This is a genomic window from Mumia zhuanghuii (assembly GCF_042681565.1).
In the GTDB taxonomy this organism is placed as follows: Bacteria; Actinomycetota; Actinomycetes; order Propionibacteriales; family Nocardioidaceae; genus Mumia.
The window spans coordinates 346,986-369,312 of the sequence record NZ_JBHUFT010000002.1 but is presented as its reverse complement, the minus strand read 5'-3'; the positions used below and the strand labels follow the sequence as shown (position 1 = coordinate 369,312).

The 22,327-nt window shown below is 71.7% G+C and carries 12 protein-coding genes; 6 read left to right on the top strand and 6 right to left on the bottom strand.

What is annotated here, in order from left to right; genetic code table 11:
• Positions 1-38 precede the first annotated feature (38 nt).
• Together ACFSDF_RS04870 and ACFSDF_RS04865 are read right to left on the bottom strand one after the other, a co-directional pair.
• Complete coding sequence (locus ACFSDF_RS04870) at positions 39-1,580, bottom strand: aldehyde dehydrogenase family protein (protein ID WP_377156486.1); 1,542 nt, start codon at positions 1,578-1,580, stop codon at positions 39-41.
• Between the two features lie 443 nt (positions 1,581-2,023).
• Positions 2,024-2,491, bottom strand: a complete 468-nt coding sequence (locus ACFSDF_RS04865; RefSeq protein WP_167005957.1) for a hypothetical protein — start codon at positions 2,489-2,491, stop codon at positions 2,024-2,026.
• A gap of 157 nt (positions 2,492-2,648) precedes the next feature.
• Between ACFSDF_RS04865 and ACFSDF_RS04860 the strand changes: the two genes are divergently transcribed.
• Positions 2,649-3,497: an alpha/beta fold hydrolase gene (locus ACFSDF_RS04860; protein WP_208322442.1), complete on the top strand. Its 849-nt coding sequence runs from the start codon at positions 2,649-2,651 to the stop codon at positions 3,495-3,497.
• A 51-nt stretch (positions 3,498-3,548) separates the two neighbouring features.
• Here ACFSDF_RS04860 and ACFSDF_RS04855 read toward each other — a convergent pair whose 3' ends face one another.
• Positions 3,549-5,171 carry a GMC family oxidoreductase gene (locus ACFSDF_RS04855; RefSeq protein WP_167005960.1) on the bottom strand — a complete coding sequence of 541 codons (1,623 nt, stop codon included), beginning with the start codon at positions 5,169-5,171 and terminating at the stop codon, positions 3,549-3,551.
• A gap of 89 nt (positions 5,172-5,260) precedes the next feature.
• On the opposite strand from ACFSDF_RS04855, the gene ACFSDF_RS04850 reads away from it, so the two are divergent.
• The gene (locus tag ACFSDF_RS04850) at positions 5,261-14,398 is read left to right on the top strand and encodes a fatty acid synthase subunit beta domain-containing protein (RefSeq protein WP_377156483.1); all 9,138 of its coding nucleotides are present in this window, start codon (positions 5,261-5,263) and stop codon (positions 14,396-14,398) included.
• On the top strand, positions 14,395-14,787 hold the full coding sequence (acpS, locus tag ACFSDF_RS04845; protein WP_167005966.1) for a holo-ACP synthase AcpS: 393 nt from the start codon (positions 14,395-14,397) through the stop codon (positions 14,785-14,787). Before ACFSDF_RS04850 ends, acpS begins: the two co-directional genes overlap by 4 nt.
• Before the next feature lie 142 nt (positions 14,788-14,929).
• On the opposite strand, the gene ACFSDF_RS04840 is transcribed toward acpS, so the two are convergent.
• A complete protein-coding gene (locus ACFSDF_RS04840) occupies positions 14,930-15,556 on the bottom strand; it encodes a TetR/AcrR family transcriptional regulator (protein WP_167005969.1) in 627 nt (208 codons plus the stop codon).
• Between the two features lie 130 nt (positions 15,557-15,686).
• Entirely contained in the window at positions 15,687-17,162 is a 1,476-nt protein-coding gene (locus ACFSDF_RS04835; protein WP_377156480.1) for a S8 family peptidase, read from the bottom strand.
• A gap of 180 nt (positions 17,163-17,342) precedes the next feature.
• Here ACFSDF_RS04835 and ACFSDF_RS04830 point away from each other — a divergent pair, with 180 nt between their 5' ends.
• The 3 genes from ACFSDF_RS04830 to ACFSDF_RS04820 all read left to right on the top strand — a co-directional run bounded on the left by ACFSDF_RS04830 (position 17,343) and on the right by ACFSDF_RS04820 (position 20,704).
• Positions 17,343-18,848, top strand: a complete 1,506-nt coding sequence (locus ACFSDF_RS04830; RefSeq protein WP_377156478.1) for an acyl-CoA carboxylase subunit beta — start codon at positions 17,343-17,345, stop codon at positions 18,846-18,848.
• Entirely contained in the window at positions 18,835-19,044 is a 210-nt protein-coding gene (locus ACFSDF_RS04825) for a biotin/lipoyl-binding carrier protein (protein WP_167005977.1), read from the top strand. Before ACFSDF_RS04830 ends, ACFSDF_RS04825 begins: the two co-directional genes overlap by 14 nt.
• A 64-nt stretch (positions 19,045-19,108) precedes the next feature.
• A complete protein-coding gene (locus ACFSDF_RS04820; protein WP_377156476.1) occupies positions 19,109-20,704 on the top strand; it encodes an AMP-binding protein in 1,596 nt (531 codons plus the stop codon).
• Here ACFSDF_RS04820 and ACFSDF_RS04815 read toward each other — a convergent pair.
• A complete protein-coding gene (locus tag ACFSDF_RS04815; RefSeq protein WP_377156474.1) occupies positions 20,701-22,320 on the bottom strand; it encodes an FAD-dependent oxidoreductase in 1,620 nt (539 codons plus the stop codon). The genes ACFSDF_RS04820 and ACFSDF_RS04815 overlap by 4 nt on opposite strands.
• Between the last annotated feature and the right edge of the window lie 7 nt (positions 22,321-22,327).

Genomic DNA, 22,327 nt, shown 5'->3' with positions numbered 1-22,327 from the left:
CGCCCACTTTCCGTTGGGCCCCACGGAAAGTGCGGCGCTCAGTCCTTGAGCTGCTTGCCGCCGTGCAGCATGGTCAGCAGGCTCGTGAGCTTCTTGTCCTGCGCCTCGGTCCGCTTGAAGCTCGTGAGCACCATCATCGGCTTGAACCGCGGCACGGTCACCGCGTGGGAGTAGGTGAACTCCTTGAGCCCGTCCTCGCCGTGGATGCGCCCGAACCCGGACTCGCCCACCCCGCCGAACGGCAGCGACGGCACACCCGCGAACGCCGTGACCGCGTTGACCGAGGTCATGCCCGAGCGGATCCGGTGCGCGATCTCGGCGCCACGCTTCTTGCCGAAGACGGCGCCGCCCAGCCCGTACGAGGTGGCGTTGGTGCGGCGGATCGCATCCTCCATCGAGGGGACGCTGTTGACGACGAGCGTCGGGCCGAAGGTCTCCTCGGTCACGGCGACCGAGTCCTCGGGGACCTCGACGAGCACGGTCGGCTGCACGTACCGCTCCCCCACCGCGTCCGCGCCGCCGACCACGGCCCGGCCGCCACGCGCGAGCGCGTCGTCGATGTGGCGCTTGATGATCGGGAGCTGGCCGGGCATCGTGATCGGGCCGAACTTCGCCTCGGGGTCGCTGCCTGCGCGCACCTCCGCCGCCTGCGCGGTCAACTCGGCCACGAAGGCGTCGAACACCTTCTGGTGGACGTATACGCGCTCCATGCCGATGCAGGTCTGGCCCGCGTTGGACATGCCAGCCCACAGTGCGGCATCGGCGGCCGCGGCGAGGTCGGCGTCCTCGTCAACGATCATGGCGTCCTTGCCGCCGGCCTCGATGACGACAGGCGTGAGGTTCTTGGCGGCGGCCTCCATGACCTTGCGACCCGTGCCCGGCGATCCGGTGAAGGCGACCTTGTCGACCTTGGACGACGCCAGCGCGGCGCCGGTCTCGCCGAGGCCGGTGACGAGCTGGAGCACCGGGTGGTCGCCCGCGACCTCCGCGAAGGAGTCGACGAGCCACTGGCCGACGCCCGGCGTGTACTCGCTGGGCTTGAAGACGACCGCGTTGCCCGCCGCCAGCGCGTACGCGATGGAGCCCATCGGCGTGAAGACCGGGTAGTTCCACGGGCCGATGACCCCGACAACGCCGAGCGGCTTGTACTCGATGGTCGCCTTCTGGTTCACCATGAGCAGGCCGGGGTTGACCGTACGGCGGCCGAGCAGCTTCTTGGCGTGGCCCGCGGCCCACGCGAGGTGGTCGATCGCGAGGGCGATCTCGAGGACGGCGTCGCTGTGCGGCTTGCCCGTCTCGGCGTGGACGACGTCGGCGAGCTGGTGGATGCGGCGCGTGATCACGCCCTTCCAGCGGTTGAGGATCTCCTTGCGGTCCGCGAACTCGAGCGAACCCCACCACTGCGCGGCGGGACGGGCCCGCTCCACAGCCGCGTCGACCTCCTCGCGCGACCTCACCGGGTAGGTGCCGACGACGTCACCGGTGATCGGGCTGAGCGAGTCGAAGGTCGTGGGCGCGGGCTGGTCCCCGGTGTTCTCTTGGGCCTTCGTATGCTGTGAGCTCGCGTTCGTGGTCGCCATCTCGTCCTCCAGGGGTCTGCGATGCAGGACACAACCTCGTCATCGCGAAGACTACTGCTCGGTGGACCGGGCCACTGCAGAGCTGTTCATCAGGCGGACTCGGCGATCTCGATGGCGACGATTGCGGGCTGGCTGGACATCATGACTGGGAGGCCGTGTCGTGTTGAGTAGGCGGGGCCTCCCTGCGCCTGGAGATGGCATTGACGCGAGGCCCTGCCAAATGGCCGACCAGGAGCGCCGAGAGGTAAACAGCGGAAAGGATTGGCCCTCCGACGATGAGTATAGACAACACGAGCACACCGACGGTCTGACGCCTCCAGCCAGATTTTCTCCTCAAACGACTGCCACAAGTAGCCAACGCAGTTCCCCATACCGCCAATAGGAAACACGTTATGAGACCGACGGCAAGCATGTCGGCCAAAGCGAAGTTCCTCACACACACCTCATAACGGGTTAATACGCCCATAGTCGGTGAAGGTATTGGCGTACTCGCCCAACCAGACCGGGTATTTTCTTCGGAAGTACTTCCCTACAAAAACCCGCGCCCAAGCGTACGCAATATACTTCACAACCGGCTTCCCTGCGTCATCCCTCACCCGCACCGGACCCGAGGCCACTTCCTCTGTCCATGTGCCATCAGGGTTCGCGAAGAGTTGCGCCGACTCCGTGCGCGCCGACAGATCCTCAACCTTCTTGTCCGCGAGCCGTGCAGCCAGTGATGCCGAGACGGCATCGGGGCGATCCTGGACGCCGTCGCCGTCCGAATCTGTCACTCCAGCGGAGGGATTCGATCTTTCCGACTGATCAATTGCCGCCGTTGCTGGCGTGGCCGCAAGAAGACCGGCGACCATTGCCGAGGAAACGCTCAGCACGATGCCCACAAGAGCGCGTGAAATGGGACCGTTGGTCATAGTTCGCCCAGCCTGTCTATATCAGCTGCCTCATTGGCTGCCATACCGGCGATCCACTCATGCACAGCCATCGGAACGCTATTCCAGATCCAGCGTTGTAACCGTTTCGTGATCAGAAACCATGACACAAGGGATACAACCGGACTTCCATCTCGCGATGAGTTCGGCGGGCACCGCAGGTCGTACGGGCATGAGCGCACCTCCGACGACGCGCACCCGCGTCCTGTCCGCCGACGGCACCGCGATCGGGGTCACCCAGCGCGGCAGCGGGCCAGCGGTGGTGCTGGTCGACGGCGCCCTCACGTCGAGCCGCACCGATCCCGGCCGGCCGCTCGCCATGGCGCTCGAGGCGCGCTTCACCGTGTACGACTACGACCGCCGCGGACGCGGGACCAGCGGCGACACTCCCCCGTACGCACCCGCCCGCGAGGTTGAGGACCTGGCTGCCGTGATCGCCCAGGCGGGCCCGGACGCCTGCCTCTTCGGGATGTCGTCCGGTGCCGCGCTCGCGCTGGAAGCGGTCGCCGCAGGCCTCCCAGTACGACGCCTGGCCGTGTACGAACCCCCGTACACCGGTGAGGTCACCGGCCCCGCCGACGTCCGCCGCACACGCAACGAGCTCGAGGCGATCCTGGCCGACGAGGACCGCGGGCCTTCCCGGTACGGCGACGCGGTGGCCACGCTCATGTCACTGACCGGGATGCCGAAGGAGATGGTGACGCTCGTACGGCACACCCCCGTGTGGCGGGAGTACGAGGCGTTGGCGCCGACCCTCGCGTACGACCTGGCACTGCTCGGCGACGGGATCGTGCCACGCCGCCGGTTCGAGCACGTCGACGTCCCGACGCTCGTCCTCGACGGCGCCGCGAGCCCGGAGCTGCTGCGCCGTCCGTCACGGATCGTGGCGTGCCTCGTGAGCGCCGCCGCGTACCAGTCGCTCCCGGACCAGACCCACGACGTCGATCCGACGGTCCTCGCGCCCATCCTCGCGGACTTCTTCGCCTGACCCCGCACGCGTTGGTGACTCCGTGGTCACCGCGCCGGCGCGGGTGACCACTCACGCACCGACGCGCGCGCCGCCCACCCGCGCCGGCGGCAGGACGCGCCCCCGCAGCAGGTCAGCAGCCTTCTCGCCGACCATGATCGTCGGCGCGTTGGTGTTGCCGCGCGGCACGACCGGCATGACCGACGCATCCACCACCCGCAGTCCCACGACTCCCCGCACCCGCAGCTCCGGATCGACGACCGCGGCCTCCCCGTCGCCCATGGCGCAGGTGCCGACGGGATGGAACAGCGTCTGGGTCTGCGCCCGGGCGTGCGCGACAAGCTCGGCCTCGGTCGGCACCGCGCGCCGCGCCGAGGGCAGCCACAGATCCTTGAGGAAGCGCGCGAGCGGCCCCGACGCCACGGTCTCGAGGAGCCGCTGCGTCCCGGCGACCATCGCATCGAGGTCGGACTGGTCGTCGTAGTAGGCGGCGTCGATCTCCGGGTGCCAGGTCGGGTCCGCCGACCGCAGCCGGAGCGACCCGCGGCTCGCGACGCTGACCAGCGTCGGCGCGATCGTCATCGACCGGACCTGAGGCTCGTGCATGCCGTTGTCGTAGAACGCGCTCGGCGCGACGTGCGCCTGGAGATCGGGTGCCGCGAGCCCGTCACGGGTGGCGAAGAACGCCCCCGCCTCACCGACGTTCGAGGCGAGCGGCCCCTTGCCGGTCGCCTTCCAGCGCAGGAGGTTGCCGAGCGTCGACGCCTCCGCGAGGTCGGTCGAGTCCCTGGTCGCCCAGACGAGCGGCAGCGCCGGGTGGTCGTGGAGGTTGGCGCCGACACCGGGCAGGTCGGCGACGACGTCGATGCCGTGCTCGCGCAGGTGGGCCGCCGGGCCGATGCCGGAGAGCATGAGGACCTGCGGGCTGTTGACCGCGCCGCCGGACAGCACGACCTCGCGCTCGGCGCGGGCGATCTGCTCGCCGCCGGCCACGCGGTACGCGACGCCGGTGGCCCGCCCGCCCTCGATCACGATCCGCGTGACCAGCGCCCCGGTCAGCACGGTGAGGTTCGGGCGAATGAGCGCCGGGCGCAGATAGGCGTCGACCACGGACCAGCGCCGGCCCTTGCGGCACGTGACCTGATAGAGCCCCGCGCCCTCCTGCGACTCGCCGTTGAAGTCGTCGGTCGCCTTCAGGCCCGAGGCCACCGCCGACTCGACCCACGCCTCGCTCAGCGGGTGGGTGTAGACGCGGTCCTCGACACGCACCGGGCCGTGCTGCCCGTGGTACGGGCCCGCGAGGCGGGTGTTGCCCTCGGAACGCAGGAAGTACGGAAGGACGTCCTCGTACCCCCATCCGGTCGCGCCGTGCGCATCGCGCCACGTGTCGTAGTCGACCCGGTTGCCGCGGATGTAGATCATCGCGTTCATCGACGAGCAGCCGCCGAGCGCCTTCATGCGTGGCCAGTACGCCCTGCGGCCGCCGAGCTGCTTCTGAGCGACCGTGCTGTAGCCCCAGTCCCAGCGGGTCTTGATGAGGTTCGCGAAGGCGGCCGGGATCGCGATCTCGTCGGCGTCGTCGACCGGCCCGGCCTCCAGCAGGAGGACGGACACGGACGGGTCCTCCGTGAGCCTCGTCGCGACCACCGCTCCGGCACTGCCGGCACCCACCACCACGTAGTCGTACGACGTCATGGCGGAAGTGTGGCATGTGTCACATGTCCCTGGAAAACATGAGGCTTGCCTCACGAAAATGTTGAGGTTTCCCTCATGTTTGGGTCATCATGAGACCTTCCGGCATCTACCTGAGGAAGTTCGAGGGACACGTGACGATCATCGACACCCCGACCACCCGGACGACGCACGTCGACCACCGTTCGCGGCTGATCGACGCTCTGAACGGCGGTACGCCCTACGCCGTCGCCTTCGGCGGCCAGGGCAGCCCCTGGCTCGAACCCCTGAGCGAGCTGCTCCGTACGTTCGCCCTCGGCTCCTCGATGCACGCCCTCTGCGCGGACGCCGAGTCCCGGCTCGAGCCCGTATGGGGTGAGCTCGCACGGCTCCCGTACGCCTTCACCCCGCTGGCCTGGGCCGACGCCCTCGCCGTCGCCGAGTCCGCCGCGTCCGACGACGCGCCCGCGACCCCCGACGCCGACCTGCTCGCCCAGCCTGCCGTCTCCGTGCCCGGTATCGCGCTGGCCCAGCTCGCCGGCCTCCAGGCGCTCGCACTGCAGGGCCTGGAGGCCGCCGCGACGCCGCCGACCGCCGTCGTGAGCCACTCCCAGGGCGTGCTCGCCGCCGAGGTGCTCGCCGGCCGCGACCCCGCCGACGTCCTCGCGCTGGCCCGCCTCGTCGGCGCCGGCATCCAGCTCGCCGCCCAGCGCGCCGGCCTGCTCGGCGACACGATGCTCGCCGTACGCCGCGTCGACCCGGCCGAGGTCGAGCGCCTCCTCGCCACGATCGACGGCGTCGACGTCGACCTCGCCCTGCGCAACGGCCGCCGTACGGTCGTCCTGAGCGGCCCCGCCGCCGACCTCGTCACCGTCCAGCGCCGCCTCGAGGCCGAGGCCAAGGCCCAGGCCGCCCTGCGCGAGCGCAAGGTGACCGGCGGTACGCCGTTCTCGCCCGTCTTCGAGACCCTCGACCCGCGTGCGGCCTTCCACCACCACGGGCTGCGCCCCGCCGGCGAGCTGGTCGCCACCTGGGCAAAGGCGTGCGGGCTCGACCCGGAGTGGGCGCGCGACGTCGCCGTCCGCGCCGTCATCGCCCCCGGAGACTGGGTCGACGCCCTGGAGTCCGCGCTCGACTCCGGCCCGGAGTGGATCCTCGATCTCGGACCGGGCAACCTCGCCTCGCTGCTCGCCGACTACGAGGCGACCGCCCGCGGCGTCGGGCTCGTCGCGCCCGCCACCCGTGAGGGCCACCGCGCGCTCACGACGCCGGGCGCCGCGCCCCGCCGACGCGAGGCCTGGGCGTCCGTCGCCCCGAAGCCCGTCACGCTGCCCGACGGCCGTACGGTGCTCGAGACCCGCTTCACCCGCCTGACCGGTCGCTCGCCGATCCTCCTCGCGGGCATGACGCCCACGACCGTCGACCCGGCCATCGTGGCCGCTGCGGCGAACGCCGGCTTCTGGGCCGAGCTCGCCGGCGGCGGGCAGGTCACCGAGGGCATCTTCGCCGAGAACGTCGGCACGCTCGACGACCTGCTCGACGACGGACGTACGTACGCGTTCAACGCGCTCTACCTCGACCCGTACCTGTGGAAGATGCAGCTCGGCCAGCAGCGCCTGGTCCAGCGCGCCCGCGCCACAGGGTCCGCCGTCGACGCCGTCGTCGTCAGCGCCGGCATCCCCGACCTCGCCGACGCCGTCGCGCTCGTCGAGGAGCTGCGCGAGTCCGGCATCTCGTACGTGGTGTTCAAGCCCGGCACCGTCAAGCAGATCCGCGAGGTGCTCGCGATCGCCCGCGAGGTCGCGCCCACTCCGATCGTCGTGCACGTCGAGGGCGGCAAGGCCGGCGGCCACCACTCCTGGGAGGACCTCGACGACCTCCTCCTCACCACGTACGCGCAGCTGCGTGCGCTGGACAACGTCGTCGTCTGCGTCGGTGGCGGCATCGGCACGCCCGACGCCGCATCGGCCTACCTGACCGGCGCGTGGGCACGCCGCCACGGCTATCCGGCGATGCCGCTCGACGGCATCCTCATCGGCACCGCGGCGATGGCGACGCTCGAGGCGACCACGTCGCCGCAGGTCAAGCAGATGCTCGTCGACACCCCCGGCACGCCCGAGTGGGTCGGAGCCGGCCGCGCCGACGCCGGCATGGCATCCGGGCGCAGCCAGCTCGGCGCCGACATCCACGAGATCGACAACGCCGCCTCGCGCGCCGGACGCCTCCTCGACGAGGTCGCCGGTGACACCGAGGCCGCGCAGCAGCGGCGCGACGAGATCATCGCCGCGATCGCCCCGACGGCCAAGCCGTACTTCGGCGACGTCACCGAGATGACGTACACGGCCTGGCTGGCGCGCTTCGCCGACCTCGCCTACACCGACCGCTGGCTCGACGTGACCCTGCGCGACCGGTTCCACGCGATGATCCAGCGTGCCGAGGCCCGCCTCCACTCCGCCGACCACGGCGAGATCGCGACGCTGTTCGCCGAGGGCGCGGACGTCGAGGACCCGCACGCCGCGCTCGCGACGCTGCTCGCCTCGTACCCGAAGGCGACGGAGGTGACCCTCCACCCGGCCGACGTGCCGTTCTTCGTCGAGGTGTGCCGCCGCCCGGGCAAGCCGGTGCCGTTCGTGCCGGTGCTCGACGGCGACGTCCGCCGCTGGTACCGCTCGGACTCGCTCTGGCAGGCCCACGACGCGCGGTACGACGCGGACGCCGTCTGCATCATCCCCGGGACCGTCGCGGTCGCCGGGATCACGCAGGTCGACGAGCCCGTCGCCGACCTCCTGCGCCGCTTCGAGGACGAGACGGTCGACGACGTCCTGACCGCCGGTGCGCTCACCTCGCGCGTCGCGGGTCGCCGTCGCGTCGACGCCGCCGACGACGTGCTGGGTCTCGTCCTCGCCGCGCCGGACGTCTCGTGGGCGGGCCGTACGGTCCGCAACCCCGTCCACCGCCTCGGCACCGACTGGGTCATCGTCGAGCCGGCACGCGCCGAGCACGCCGAGACCGGTGCCGTCCTGCGTACCGAGGGTGAGACCGCCGTGCTCGAGGTCGGCCTCGGCGGCGGCCGTACCCTGACCGTCCGCCTCCAGGTCGCCGACGCCGCCGACGGTGGCGCCCCGGTCATCACCGCAGACGACGCGGTGACGGCGATGCGCGACCTCGCGGGCCTCGCGGCCGGCGACGCGCTCCCGACGGTCGAGGGCGACGTCGCCCGCGCGGCCGTGACGTGGTCCGGCGACCTCGGCTCCGACCACGCCGCGGTCAGCTCCGGACCGCTCGTCCCCGGCGCCCGTCCCGCCCCCGACGCACTCGTCGGGCTCGCGTGGCCTGCCGTCTTCGCCGTGCTGTCGCACGCGCAGGGCGACAGCGCCGTACCGCTCGTCGAGGGCATGCTCGACCTCGTCCACCTGGACCACGCGATCGCTCTCGCGGGCGAGCTGCCTCACGAGACGACGACGCTGGTCGTCGAGGCGCGCCTCGCCGACGTCACCGACACCGGTGTCGGGCGCGTCGTGACGATCGACGTGACCGTCCGTACGGAGGCCGGTGCCGCGGTCGCCACGATGCGCGAGCGCTTCGCGATCCGCGGCCGTACCGGCGCCGCCGACCTCACCGACCCCGTCATCGCCGGCGGCGCGGCACGCGGCCCGGTGGCCGACACCCCGCGCCGTACCCGCGCCGAGAAGACCGTCGTCGCCCCGAGCGACCTGCGGGCCTTCGCGGCCGTCACCGGCGACCACAACCCGATCCACACCAGCACTGCCGCGGCCCGCCTGGCCGGGCTGGGCGAGCCGATCGTCCACGGCATGTGGCTGTCGGCGGCCGCGCAGCACCTGCTGGCACCGCGCCGCATCGACGGTTGGACCACGCGCTTTCTCGCCCCGGTACGCCCGGGCGCCGAGGTCGAGCTGCGCGCTGTCCGTACGGGGCTGGACTCCGGCGCAGAGATCGTCGAGGTCACCGGACGCAGCGAGGGCGAGCTCGTCCTTGCCGCGACCGCGCGGACCTTCGCCCCGCGGACCGCGTACGCGTTCCCCGGGCAGGGCATCCAGCACGCCGGCATGGGGATGGCCGGCTACCAGCGCAGCAAGGCGGCGCGTGAGACCTGGGACCGGGCCGACGCGCACACCCGCGAGGTGCTCGGGTTCTCGATCCTCACCGTGGTGCGCGACAACCCGACGGTCGTCGTCGCCCACGGCGTGACGCACAAGCACCCCGACGGCGTCCTGTTCCTCACGCAGTTCACCCAGGTCGCGATGGCCGTCCTCGGCTCTGCGCAGATCGCCGAGCTGCGTGAGGCCGGCGCGTTCGTCGACGACGCGATGCTGGCGGGCCACTCGGTCGGCGAGTACAACGCGCTGTCGGCGGTCTCCGGCGTCATCAGCCTGGAGGCCGTGATCGAGGTCGTGTTCCAGCGCGGCTCGGTCATGCACACGCTCGTCCCGCGCGACGCCGAGGGCCGCAGCGACTACCGTCTCGCGGCGATCCGGCCGAGCCAGATCGGGCTCGACGACGACGCGGTCGCCCCGTACGTGGCGCGCATCGCCGAGGAGACCGGCGAGTTCCTGGAGATCGCGAACTACAACCTGCGCGGCTCGCAGTACGCGATCGCCGGAACGGTGAAGGGGCTCGCGGCGCTCGAGGCGGACATCACGAAGCGTCGCGCCGAGTTCGGCGGCAAGGCCGCGTTCATCCTCGTCCCGGGTATCGACGTACCGTTCCACAGCCGCGTCCTGCGTGGTGGCGTGCCGGACTTCCGTACGCGCCTCGAGGAGCTGCTGCCGGAAACGATCGATCCCGCGATCCTGCTCGGGCGCTACGTCCCGAACCTGGTGCCGCGGCCGTTCACGCTCGACCGCGCGTTCATCGCCGAGATCGCCGAGACGGTTCCGTCGGAGCCGCTCAACGAGGTGCTCGCCGACTATGACGCGTGGGCCGCGACGCCGGGCCAGCTGGCGCGGCGCCTCCTCGTGGAGCTGCTCGCCTGGCAGTTCGCGAGCCCGGTGCGCTGGATCGAGACGCAGGACCTGATGTTCGGCGACCTCGGCGTCGAGCGGTTCGTCGAGGTCGGCGTGGGCAACGCGCCGACCGTCGCCAACCTCGCGTCGTCGACCCTCAAGCTCCCGACCTCGCCCGACCGCCCGATCGAGGTGCTCAACATCGAGCGGGACGCGGCGGCGGTCTTCGCGACCGACACCGACCCGGAGCGGGAGCCCTCGGCGGTCGAGGACAAGCCGGTCGAGCCTGTCGAGACCCCCCAGTCTGCCGGGGCTGCAACGGTTCCCTCCCCCGCTGCAGCACCGGTCTCCTCCTCGGCCGAGCGACCGGCCGACCTCGCGTTCGACGCCGCCGACGCCACCAAGGTCCTGCTGGCCTGGTGGACCAAGATGCGGCTCGACCAGATCGGTGCCGCCGACTCCATCGAGTCGCTGTGCGACGGCGCGTCCTCGCGACGCAACCAGCTGCTCGTCGACCTTGGCGGCGAGCTGTCGCTCGGCGCGATCGACGGTGCGGCCGACGCCGACCTCCCGACGCTGTCGGGTCAGGTCAAGGGACTCGCTCGTGCGTACAAGCCGTTCGGCCCGGTCCTCGCGACCGCCCTCGGCGACCACCTGACCAAGGTCCTCGGCCCGACCGGCAAGCGCCAGGCCGCGATCGCGGAGCGCGTCACCGGCGCGTGGCAGCTCGGCCCCGGCTGGGCGAGCCACGTGACGGCCGAGCTCGCACTCGCGACCCGCGAGGGCACGAGCGTACGAGGCGGCGCGTTCGGTGACCTGGACGTCGCCGCAGGATTCGACGCGGCGGTCGACGCGGCCGTCCAGGCCGTCGGTGCACGCCACGGTGTCGCGGTCGCGCTGCCGAGCGCCGGGGGTGGCGGCGACGTCACTGTCGACGCGGCCGCGCTCGATGAGATCACCGCCGGCATCACCGGTCCGGACGGCGTGCTGGCCTCCACGGCACGGCACCTGCTCGCGAAGCTGGGCGTGGCGCCGACCGCGGAGACGACGGCGAGCGCGACCAGCGACGCCGACGCCGCCGTGCTCGCGCAGGTCGAGGCTGAGCTCGGCACCGAGTGGGCGCGGCTGACCGCTCCAGCGTTCGATGCCCGACGGGCGCTGCTGCTCGACGACCGCTGGGCGAGCGCCCGCGAGGACGTCGCGCGCATCGCCGCGGGCCGTGAGGTCGCCATTGCGACCAGCTCCTTCGCCGGCACCGGAGAGGACGTCGCCACCCAGGCTCGCTGGTGGGCGCCCCGTACCGACGACCCGGTCCTCGCGGACCGCCTCACCGCCATCGCCGAGGCCGCGCTCGACACGGCGCCCGGCGAGTGGGCCGACGACGTCGCCGTCGTCACCGGCGCGAGCTCCGGCTCGATCGCGTCAGCTGTCGTCGGCCGGCTGCTGGCCGGCGGCGCGACGGTGGTCGCCACGACGTCGAGCCTCGACCAGCGCAAGCTGCGGTCGTTCAAGGCGCTCTACCGCCGGTACGCCCGCGGCGGTGCCCGCCTGTGGGTGGTACCGGCCAACCTCGCCTCGTTCGCCGACGTGGACGCGCTCGCGTCGTGGGTGGTCGAGGAGCAGACGTCCAGCGCCGGCGGCGTGACCACAGTGACCAAGCCTGCTCTCGAGCCGACGCTGGTGTTCCCGTTCGCCGCGGGCCCGGTCTCCGGCGACCTCACCGAGGTGGGGCCGCGCAGCGAGGTCGACATGCGGATCCTGCTCTGGTCGGTCGAGCGCCTCGTCGGCGCCTTCGCCACCAGTGGCCGCGACCACGACCTGGCGTCCACGCTCCACGTCGTGCTGCCGGGCTCGCCGAACCGCGGCATGTTCGGCGGCGACGGCGCGTACGGCGAGGCCAAGGCCGCGCTCGACGCGATGGTCACGCGGTGGTCGAGCGAGTCGACGTGGAACCAGCGCGTCACTCTCGTCCACGCGATCATCGGCTGGGTCCGCGGGACCGGGCTGATGGGGGGCAACGACCCGCTCGTGGACGCCGTCGAGAAGGTTGGCGTCCGTACGTGGTCGACCGACGAGATGGCCGACGCGCTGCTCGACCACGCGACCGTCGACGCACGGGCGAGTGCCCGTATGGCGCCGGTGACGGCCGACCTGACCGGCGGGCTGGGCGAGGTCGAGCTGGACCTCGCAGCCCTGGCGCGCGAGGCGGGGTCTCGACAGGCTCGACCGACGGAGGGGGCTCGACCGACGGAGGCGACGATCGACGCACTCGCCCCGTCCCCGGCGCAGCTGCCGGCACGGCCCGACGTGTCGTGGCCGAGCCTCTCGGCCCGTCCCGAAGACCTCGTCGTCATCGTCGGTGCCGGCGAGCTCGGCCCGTATGGGTCGGCGCGCACGCGCTTCGAGTACGAGGTCTCCGAGGAGCTCTCGGCTGCCGGCGTGCTCGAGCTCGCCTGGTCGACCGGGCTGGTCGCCTGGGACGACAACGGCGGCTGGTACGACGTCGAGTCGGGCGAGCCCGTCACCGAGGCCGAGATCCACGAGCGCTATCACGACACCGTGGTCGAGCGGTGCGGCATCCGCCGCTACGCCGACGACGGCGCGCTGGTCGACACCTCCACGCCGCTGCTCGCCCGGGCGTACCTCGATGACGACCTCACGTTCAGCGTCGGCAACGAGGCGGCCGCGCGGGCGATGTACGACGCCGACCCCGACCGTACGGTCATCGCACCCGGTGCCGACGGCGACTGGGCCGTCACCCGCAAGGCCGGCACCGAGATCCGCGTCCCGCGGCGTCTCGCGCTGACCCGGACGATCGGCGGCCAGATCCCGACCGGATTCGACCCAGGTGCGTGGGGCGTGCCGGCGGAGATGCTCGAGTCGCTGGACCGGGTCGCGGTCTGGAACCTCGTCTGCACCGTCGACGCGTTCCTGTCGTCCGGCTTCAGCCCGGCCGAGCTCATGCGCTGGGTCCACCCGGCGGCGGTCGCGAGCACGCAGGGCACCGGTATGGGCGGCATGACGTCGATGCGTTCGCTCTACATCGACACGCTGCTCGGCGAGGCGAAGCAGAACGACATCCTGCAGGAGGCGCTGCCGAACGTCATCGCGGCGCACGTCATGCAGTCGTACGTCGGCGGCTACGGCGCGATGATCCACCCGGTCGCGGCCTGCGCGACGAGCGCGGTGTCGGTCGAGGAGGGTGCCGACAAGATCCGCCTCGGCAAGGCCGACTTCGTCGTGGCCGGCGGCTTCGACGACCTCTCGACGGAGGGCATCATCGGGTTCGCCGACATGTCCGCCACGGCCGACTCGGGGGTGATGCTCGCCAAGGGCATCGACCCGCGCTTCGTGAGCCGGGCCAACGACCGGCGGCGCGGCGGGTTCGTCGAGTCGCAGGGCGGCGGCACGATCCTCCTCGCGCGCGGCGACGTCGCGGTGCGGATGGGCCTGCCGGTGCTCGGCGTGGTCGCGTACGCAGGGTCGTTCGCCGACGGCGTCCACACGTCGATCCCGGCGCCGGGTCTCGGCGCGCTGGCCGCGGCCCGCGGTGGCGCGCAGTCGCCGCTGGCCCGGGGGCTCGCCGCCCTCGGTCTCGGCGCGGACGACGTCGCTGTCGTGTCGAAGCACGACACGTCCACGGCGGCCAACGACCCGAACGAGTCCGAGCTGCACGAGCGGATCGCCGCGTCGCTGGGCCGATCGGACGGCAACCCGCTGTTCGTGATCTCGCAGAAGACGCTGACGGGTCACTCCAAGGGCGGCGCGGCCGCGTTCCAGATGATCGGGCTCTGCCAGGTCCTCGGGAGCCAGGTGCTGCCGCCGAACCGTTCGCTCGACTGCGTCGACGACGTCCTCGACGAGAACCCGCACCTGGTGTGGCTGCGCGACGCGCTCACGGCGCCGGCGCCGCTGCGGGCGGGGCTGGTGACGAGCCTCGGGTTCGGCCACGTGGCCGCGCTCGTCGCGCTCGCGCACCCGGCGGCATTCCTCGCGACGCTGGGTGCCGAGGAGCGGGCCGAGTACGAACGCGCCGCACGGGCCCGCGAGGTCTCGGGCCGGCTGCGGCTCGTGCACGCGATGTACGGCGGCCCCGCCCCGTACCAGCGACCTGTCGGACGTCGTCTCGGCGACTCCGGCGTGCGGGAGCGGGAGGCAGCCATCCTCCTCGATCCGCAGGCACGCCTCGGCACGGACGGGACGTACGCGGTGGGAGTGGGAAGTGCCGCGTACGACCAGGGATCGTCCGCGCCAGGTATCGGGGACGGCGAGCCGGGCACGCCGTGAGCGTGCTCGGGGTGGGCGTGGACCTGGTCCACGTCCCGTCGTTCGCCGAACAGCTCGCGCAGCCGGGAAGCCGGTTCGCCGAGCTGTTCACCCCCGGCGAGCGAGGTGACGCGTCGGATGGTTCCTCCGACCGTGCGCGTCACCTCGCCGCCCGGTGGGCCGCCAAGGAGGCGGTCGTGAAGGCGTGGTCGGCCTCGCTGTATGGGCAGCCGCCGGTCGTCGACGAGGCCAAGGCGCTGGCCGCGATCGAAGTCGTCAAGGACGCCTGGGGGAGGCCGGCGATCGTGCTGCACTCCCCCGTACGCGAGCACCTCGACGCCTCACGGCTGCACGTATCGCTCTCGCACGACGGCGACTACGCGATCGCGTACGTGACCCTCACGTCCTGACGCCCCGGGTCCCTCTTTTCGCCTCCCGGGTCGGTTTCTGGTGCCCGCGGGTCAGTGTGAGTGACCCGGCGCCGCCAGAAGGTGACCCGCGGCGGGCAGGGAGTGACCCGCGGCGGGCAGGGAGTGACCCGCGGCCGGGGGGTTAGCCGGACTGCTCGGCGGCGAGCAGGTACGAGCCGAGCAGGCGCTTGAGCTCGATGACGGCCTCTGCGTGCTCCTGGCCGTCACGGATCGAGAAGTTGAGCATCGAGTACGCCACGTGGACGAGGACCTCGGCGATGATCTTGCGGCGGGCGCGCGGCGTCTTCGGCGTGAGCGGCGCGAGCACGTGCGCGACGTCGGCGGCGAGCTCGCGCTCGGTGACGGCGGCGGTCGCGCGTGTCGCCGGCGTGGACTGCACGGCGTGCCAGACCGCGCGCCGCGACGGGTCGGTGACCCAGAGGGCGGCGATGTGGTCCACGAGCTGGTCGAGAAGCCGCAGCCAGTCGAGCGTCGGCAGCTCGGCGGCGAGGCGCGCGAGCTCGGCCCGCACCGCGATCACGTCCTGTCGGTCGAGCTCGCAGACGACGACGTACTTGTTCTGGAAGAACTGATAGATCGTGCCGATCGGGATGCCCGCGCGATTCGCGACCTCCTCGAGCGTGAACGACTCGAACCCGGCCTCGAGCAGCAGGTCGCGCGAGGTCTGCAGAATCAGGTCGAACTTCTTCTGACTCCGCTCCTGCGTCGGCCTCCGCCGCGGCTCGAGGATCTCGACGGTCGCGTTCACGCCTCCAACCCTACCGATGCGTAAGTTCCGGCGCGGGGAGGCGTGGCCCGCGATGCAAACGCGAGTTGCGCAGACGCGGCGACGCGGCGCGCCCCGTACGAGGCTGCGCCGCGCCGGACTCGTCTCTGCGTCAGCGGCCTGCGGCGTCGAGCGCGTCGACGAGGCCGTCACCGAAGAAGCCGTTGTACGCGTCGGTGCCGGTGCAGCGCACGTCCGTCGGGCACGGCTTGTCGTCAGCCTGGGCCCGCACCAGCGCGGCGAGCTCACCCGGCGAGGCGTCGGGGTGCGACGACTTCAGCAGCGCCAGCACACCGGCCACGTGGGGCGAGGCCATCGACGTGCCCGACTTGAGCCCGTACCCGCCACCGAGCACGGTCGACAGGATCCGGCTGCCCGGAGCCGCCACGTCGATGACGCCGTCGCCGTAGTTGGAGAACGTCGACTTCGCTCCGGCCTGATCGGTCGAGGCGACCGTCACGACACCCGGCAGCTCGGCCGGAAGGTCCTCGCAGCCCTCGTCGATCGGACGTGTGCCCGGCGTCGTGTCGTTCGGGCTGGTCGCGTCGGTCGTCTTGTTGGCGAGGTCGTAGTTGGAGTTGCCGGAGGCGGCAGCGCTCACGACTCCCTTGCGCTCGGAGTACGAGACGGCGCGGCGCACGGCCTCCTTGGCAGCCGCCTGGTCGGGATCGTTGCTGCACCAGAACATCCACGGATCGATGTAGTAGCTGTTGTTGGTCACGTCGACCCCGTGCTCGGCCGCCCAGACGAACCCGCAGATCGCGTACTCGGGATAGATGTAGCCGTCGTCGTCGACCACCTTGATCGAGGTCATCAGGGAGTTCGGCGCGACGCCGACGATCCCGACGCCGTTCTTGGCGGCGCCGATCGTGCCGGCGACGTGCGTGCCGTGGTCGCTGGTCGTCGGGATCCACGCGGATCGGCTGGTGTCCGGCACGCCGTACGCGGTGCAACCGACCGAGTTCTTCGCGTCGAGGTTGGGCGCGAGATCGGGGTGCGTGTCGTCGATGCCGCTGTCGAGGACGCCGACGGTGACGTCGCGGCTGCCGTCGCCTGCCACGTCGGCCTTGATCTGGGTCATGTCCCACTGCTGCGCCTCGAGCGGGTCGGTGGCGACCAGCTCGGTCGCAGAGACGCCCTGGCGGACCTCGAAGGCCGAGCGGGTCTCGGTGCTCCGCGTGAGCGTGCGTGCCTGCGGCGCATCGGCGGGTGTCTTGACGGCGGCGGTACGCGTGGCGCCGACCGACTGGACCGCGTGGCCCTTGGCGGCGTCCACGACGTCCTCGCGGAACGAACCGCTCGTCGAGTGGGCGACCACGACGCCGATCTGAGGCCAGGACTGGACGACCGTACCGCCGGCGTCGCGCACGGCGCGCTCGGCGAGACGGGTCTGGCCCGGGTTCGGCTTGCTGTTGACGACGTAGCTCGTCAGCTCGCCGTCAGCGGTCTGCGTGGCGTCTGCAGACGCCGGAGCGGCGTTCAGGGCGGCAGCGACAAGGCCGAAGCCGCAGAGTGCGGCTGCGGCAGCGAAGGGGCGTCGAGAGCGGTGGTACGGGCGGGTCGGGGGTGGGGTTGCCGAACTGACCATGGGGGCATCGTCCTCCGGTTGCAGTCTCGTTGTGTGCGGCAACCGTAGACCGACTCGGAGCCACCCGCCGATCAGCTGCTGAGACGGGGACACGCCGCGCTGCGGGTTGACAAGAACATGAGGTACCCCTCATCTTTGTAAGCAGTCCTGAGGCTTCCCTCATGTTTTAGGAGACCGAAGTTGACCACGATCAACACAGAGCCCGCAACCTCCGACCACCGCGCCCGGTTGGCCCGTCGTCGCCAGGAGCGGTTCCGTCACGTCGAGCCGCGCGGACGCCGCGAGTACACCGCTCGCGAGCGTGCCGAGATGCTCGTCGACGCCGGGTCGTTCGTCGAGATGAGCCCGATGCGCATCGACGGTGATGGCAAGGGCGCCGGCGTCGTCATCGGCTGGGGCCGGGTGGACGGGCGCGGTGTCGTCGTCGCGAGCCACGACGCCGCGGTGGCCTCCGGAGCGATCGGCGCCGTGATGGCCGAGACGATCCAGAAGGCCCAGCGCTTCGCGATCGACAAGGGCTACCCGATCGTCTACATCAACGACTCCGGCGGCGCCCGGATCCATGACGGGATCCTCGCCCTGCACGGCTGCGGCGAGATGTTCGCGCTCAACGTCAAGGCCCAGAAGCGCATCCCCCAGATCTCGCTGATCCTGGGTCCGTGCGCGGGAGCCGCGGCGTACTCCCCCGCCCTGACCGACTGGACGATCATGGTCCGCGAGCAGGGCCAGATGTTCCTCACCGGTCCCGACATCGTCAAGGCGACCACCGGCGAGGACGCGAGCGCCGAGGACATCGGCGGGTCGCAGATGCACACCGAGACCAGCGGCGTCGCGCACCTCGAGGTGACGAACGAGGGCGAGGCGTTCCATGCGACACGCCTCCTGCTCTCGTACCTGCCGTCCCACGTCGGCGCCCCGATGCCGCTCGTCGCCTCGCGCCGGCCTGACGCGGTGGCGGCCGAGCGCCTCCCGTACGTGGTCCCGGACCGGGCCAGCGTCGTCTTCGACATGCGCGAGGTGATCGACGGCGTGCTCGACGACGGCCCGCGCCTGGAGCTGATGCCCGCCCACGCGCCCAGCATCCTGACCCTGTTCGGCCACCTCGACGGCCGGCCCGTCGGCGTGCTCGCCAACCAGCCCGCCTCGCGCGGCGGCGTCCTCGACGCCAAGTCGTCGGTGAAGGCCGCTCGCTTCATCGAGTTCTGCGGCCGGTTCGGGCTGCCGGTGGTGACGTTCGTGGACGTCCCCGGCTTCCTTCCCGGCACCGTCGAGGAGGGACGCGGCGTCATCACGCACGGCGCCAAGCTTCTCAAGGCGTACGTCGAGACCGAGTCCCCGCTGCTGACCGTCGTCGTCCGCAAGGCGTACGGCGGCGCCTACATCGCCATGGGGTCGCGCTCGCTCGGCGCGGACTACTCCTGGGCATGGTCCGGTGCGGAGATCGCCGTGATGGGCCCCGGCGGCGCCGTGGCGCTGCTGCACCGCCGTACGCTGCGCGACGCCGAGAACCCCGAGGCCGTACGGGACGAGCTCGCCGCGGAGTACCGAGAGAACGTCGCTCGGCCCTACGTCGCCGCCGAGGCGGGGATCATCGACGACGTGATCCTGCCCGAGGAGACGCGCGATCGTCTCGTCGACGCGATGGCGACCCTCGGCCACGAGGGCGGTGCCGATGTACGCCGCTAAGGCCGAGATCGTCGGGAACGTGTGGCGGGTCGTGGCCCGTGAGGGCGACCGGGTCGCGGCCGGGGACCTCGTCGCGGTCCTCGAGACGATGAAGATGGAGATCCCCGTGCACGCCGGCGCCGCGGGCACCGTACGACTCAAGGTCGCGGAGGGCCAGATCGTCCAGGAGGGCGACGTCATCGCCGAGATCGGCTGACACCGCCACGCTCCCCTCCCGGGGCCGCGACGTGCGTGATAGGACGTGAGCAGGGTCACTTCGCGTGACCGCGCCCGCCGCCGACCGTACGAGGTGCTCGATGTTCTTCCCGCTGACCGTCCGCGACTTCCTCGACCGCGCCGTCACCGTCTATCCCGACCGGATCGCGGTCGTCGACGAGCCCGACCAGCCCGCGCCGTCGTGGGGCGAGATCACGTACGCCGAGCTCGGGCGGCGCGCCCGCTCGCAGGCGGCATACCTCGACGACCTCGGCGTCCCGCGGGGCGGGCGCGTCGCGATCGTCTCGCAGAACTCGGCGCGACTGCTGACGTCGTTCTTCGGCGTCTCCGGCTGGGGCCGGGTGCTGGTCCCGGTCAACTTCCGCCTCGCGCCCGCCGAGGTGAAGTACATCGTCGAGCACAGCGGCGCCGAGGTGCTGATCATCGACCCGGAGGTCCGTTCGCTCCTCGACACGGTCACCGCGAAGCACGTGATCGTGATCGGCGAGGGCGACGAGCCCATGTGGGCGACGCACGGCGACCCGCAGCCGTGGGAGAACCCTGACCCTTCGACAGGCTCGGGACAAGGCGAGAACGCCACGGCGACGATCAACTACACGTCGGGGACGACGGCGCGACCCAAGGGCGTCCAACTGACCCATCGCAACCTGTGGACCAACGCGAGCATCTTCGGCTGGCAGGCCTCGGTGAACGACCGTGACGTCTATCTGCACACGCTGCCGATGTTCCACGCGAACGGATGGGGCATGCCGTACGCGGCCACCGGCATGGGCGCGAAGCACGTGGTGATCCGCAAGATCGACGGCGCCGAGATCCTGCGCCGCGTGGAGCGCCACGGTGTGACCTTCATGTGCGCGGCGCCGGCCGTCGTCGCCGCCGTGCTCGACGCGGCGAAGACGTGGGACGGCGAGATCCCCGGCCGCGACAGGGTGCGCATCATCGTCGCCGGCGCCCCGCCGCCGACCCGCACGATCGAGCGCGTACGCAGCGACCTCGGCTGGGAGTTCATCCAGATCTACGGGCTCACCGAGACCTCGCCGCTGCTCACGATGAGCCGGATGCGCGCAGAGTGGGACGACCTCGAGCCGCTGGAGCAAGCACGGCTGCTCGGACGCGCGGGGGCCCCTGCGGTGGGCGTACGGATCATGATCGACGACACGGGCGAGGTGCTCGCGCAGTCCAACCACAACCTCGACGCCTACTGGGAGAACCCCGACGCCACCGCCGCCTCCCTCGAGGGCGGGTGGTTCCACACCGGCGACGGCGGCACGTTCGAGGACGGCCACCTCACGATCGCCGACCGCAAGAAGGACGTCATCATCTCCGGCGGCGAGAACGTCACGTCCATCGAGGTCGAGGACGCGCTGATGCTGCACCCGGCCGTCCGCGAGGTGGCGGTCATCGGGATCCCCGACGAGAAGTGGGGCGAGCTCGTGACGGCGCTGGTGGTGGTCGACCCCGACGCCGAGGCCGTGACCGCCGAGGTGCTCATCGCGCACACGCGCCAGCACCTGGCCGGCTACAAGTGCCCCAAACGCATCGAGTTCCGTGACGAGCTCGCCCGTACGGCGACCGGCAAGCTGCAGAAGTTCAAGCTGCGCGCCCCGTACTGGGAGGGCCAGCAGCGCCAGGTCAACTAGCGCCGCCACCGCCCAGGGACGGCGACCGCAAGCAGCTCGGGCACTGTCGCGAGCTTGCGTCGCGGCCGACCCTGCGAGGCGCCGGCGAGCCGCTCGGCACGATCGATCGCGCGCATCCGACGCAGCCCGACGACGTCCTTGCGGCGCCAGCGCAGGAGTGCGGCGAAGTCGCCCGCCGTGCCGGACGGCGCCGGGAGCAGGCCCGCCGACGCATCCTCGACCAGCGCCTCGACCGTCTCCTGGGCGCAGGCACGGTTGGCGCCGATGCCGCCACGCGAGCCGCGCTTGATCCAGCCGACGACGTACGTCCCGGGGATCGGCCGACCCTTGGCGTCGAGGACACGCCCACGTTCGTTGGGCACCGTTGACGTGGTCTCGTCGAACGGGAGCCCGGGCACGGGTGTGCCGCGATAGCCGATCGACCGTACGACGAGGCCGGTGGCGAGGACGCGCTCGGCCGTCCGGACGCCGGTCACCGCGCCCTCACCCTCGAGGGCCACCGGCGCGCTCCAGAACGCCAGCACCACGCGCTTGCCGGCGGCGGGCGCCTCGGAGTCGTCGAGCCTCACGCGTGGCAGGTCGCGCAGCATCGCCGCCTTGGAGCCGACGGGCGCAGCCTCGACCGCTTCGACCGTACGAGGGTGGTCCTCGACGACGAGGTCGACGCCGGGGAGCGTGCGCATGCCGACGAGCTCGGAACGCGAGTACGAGGCGTCCTCGGGGCCACGACGGCCGAGCACGACGACCTCGCGCACCGCGCTGCGACGCAGGACGTCCAGCGCATGGTCGGCGATGTCCGTACGGGCGAGCACGTCGGGCTCGGTGAGCAGCACCCGCGCGACGTCGAGCGCGACGTTGCCGTTGCCGATGACGACGACCCGCTCCGAGGAGAGGTCGACGTCGCCGTGCGCGCGGTCGGGCTGCGCGTTGTACCAAGCGACGAGAGCCGTCGCCGACATGCTCCCGGCCAGGCCCTCGCCGGGGATGCCGAGCACCTTGTCCTCCGCGGCCCCGACGGCGTACACGACCGCGTCGTGGTGCTCGAGCAGCTCCGCGTGCGTGACGTCGGTGCCGACCTCGACGTTGAGCTGGACGGAGGCCCGCAGGTGGTCGTACGTCCAGGCGAACGCGTCCTCGATGCGCTTGGTGTCCGGGTGGTCCGGGGCAACGCCGGAGCGCAGCAGCCCTCCGGCGACAGGGAGGCGGTCGATCATCGTGACGTGCGCGGGCGAGGTCGTGAGCAGCGCCCGCGCGGCGTACGCGGCCGAGGGGCCGGTGCCGACGACGGCGACCCGAAGCGCGCCGAAGCCCTGCGGGACGGTCGTCGGGAAGGTCAGTGCCTCCCACGTGGCCGACTCGGGGTGGGCTTCGTAGTACTCGCGGTTGAGGTCGGCGAAGACGGTGTCGGGTCCACGGAGGAGGTCGACCGGCACGATCGCGCCGGTCGGGCAGGCGTCGGCGCACGCCCCGCAGTCGATGCACGTGTCGGGATCGATGAACACCATCTCGACCGCACCAGCCTCGCGCTCCTGCGGTGTCGGATGGATGCAGTTGACGGGGCAGACGGAGACACAGGTGGCGTCGTTGCAGCAGCTCTGCGTGACGGCGTAGGCCATGGGTCCG

Excerpts from the sequence above, each read along its gene's own strand:
- ACFSDF_RS04870 (WP_377156486.1), bottom strand. The coding sequence starts at position 1,580 with ATGGCGACCACGAACGCGAGCTCACAGCATACGAAGGCCCAAGAGAAC.
- ACFSDF_RS04865 (WP_167005957.1), bottom strand. The coding sequence starts at position 2,491 with ATGACCAACGGTCCCATTTCACGCGCTCTTGTGGGCATCGTGCTGAGC.
- ACFSDF_RS04860 (WP_208322442.1), top strand. The coding sequence starts at position 2,649 with ATGAGTTCGGCGGGCACCGCAGGTCGTACGGGCATGAGCGCACCTCCG.
- ACFSDF_RS04855 (WP_167005960.1), bottom strand. The coding sequence starts at position 5,171 with ATGACGTCGTACGACTACGTGGTGGTGGGTGCCGGCAGTGCCGGAGCG.
- ACFSDF_RS04850 (WP_377156483.1), top strand. The coding sequence starts at position 5,261 with ATGAGACCTTCCGGCATCTACCTGAGGAAGTTCGAGGGACACGTGACG.
- ACFSDF_RS04835 (WP_377156480.1), bottom strand. The coding sequence starts at position 17,162 with ATGGTCAGTTCGGCAACCCCACCCCCGACCCGCCCGTACCACCGCTCT.
- ACFSDF_RS04825 (WP_167005977.1), top strand. The coding sequence starts at position 18,835 with ATGTACGCCGCTAAGGCCGAGATCGTCGGGAACGTGTGGCGGGTCGTG.
- ACFSDF_RS04815 (WP_377156474.1), bottom strand. The coding sequence starts at position 22,320 with ATGGCCTACGCCGTCACGCAGAGCTGCTGCAACGACGCCACCTGTGTC.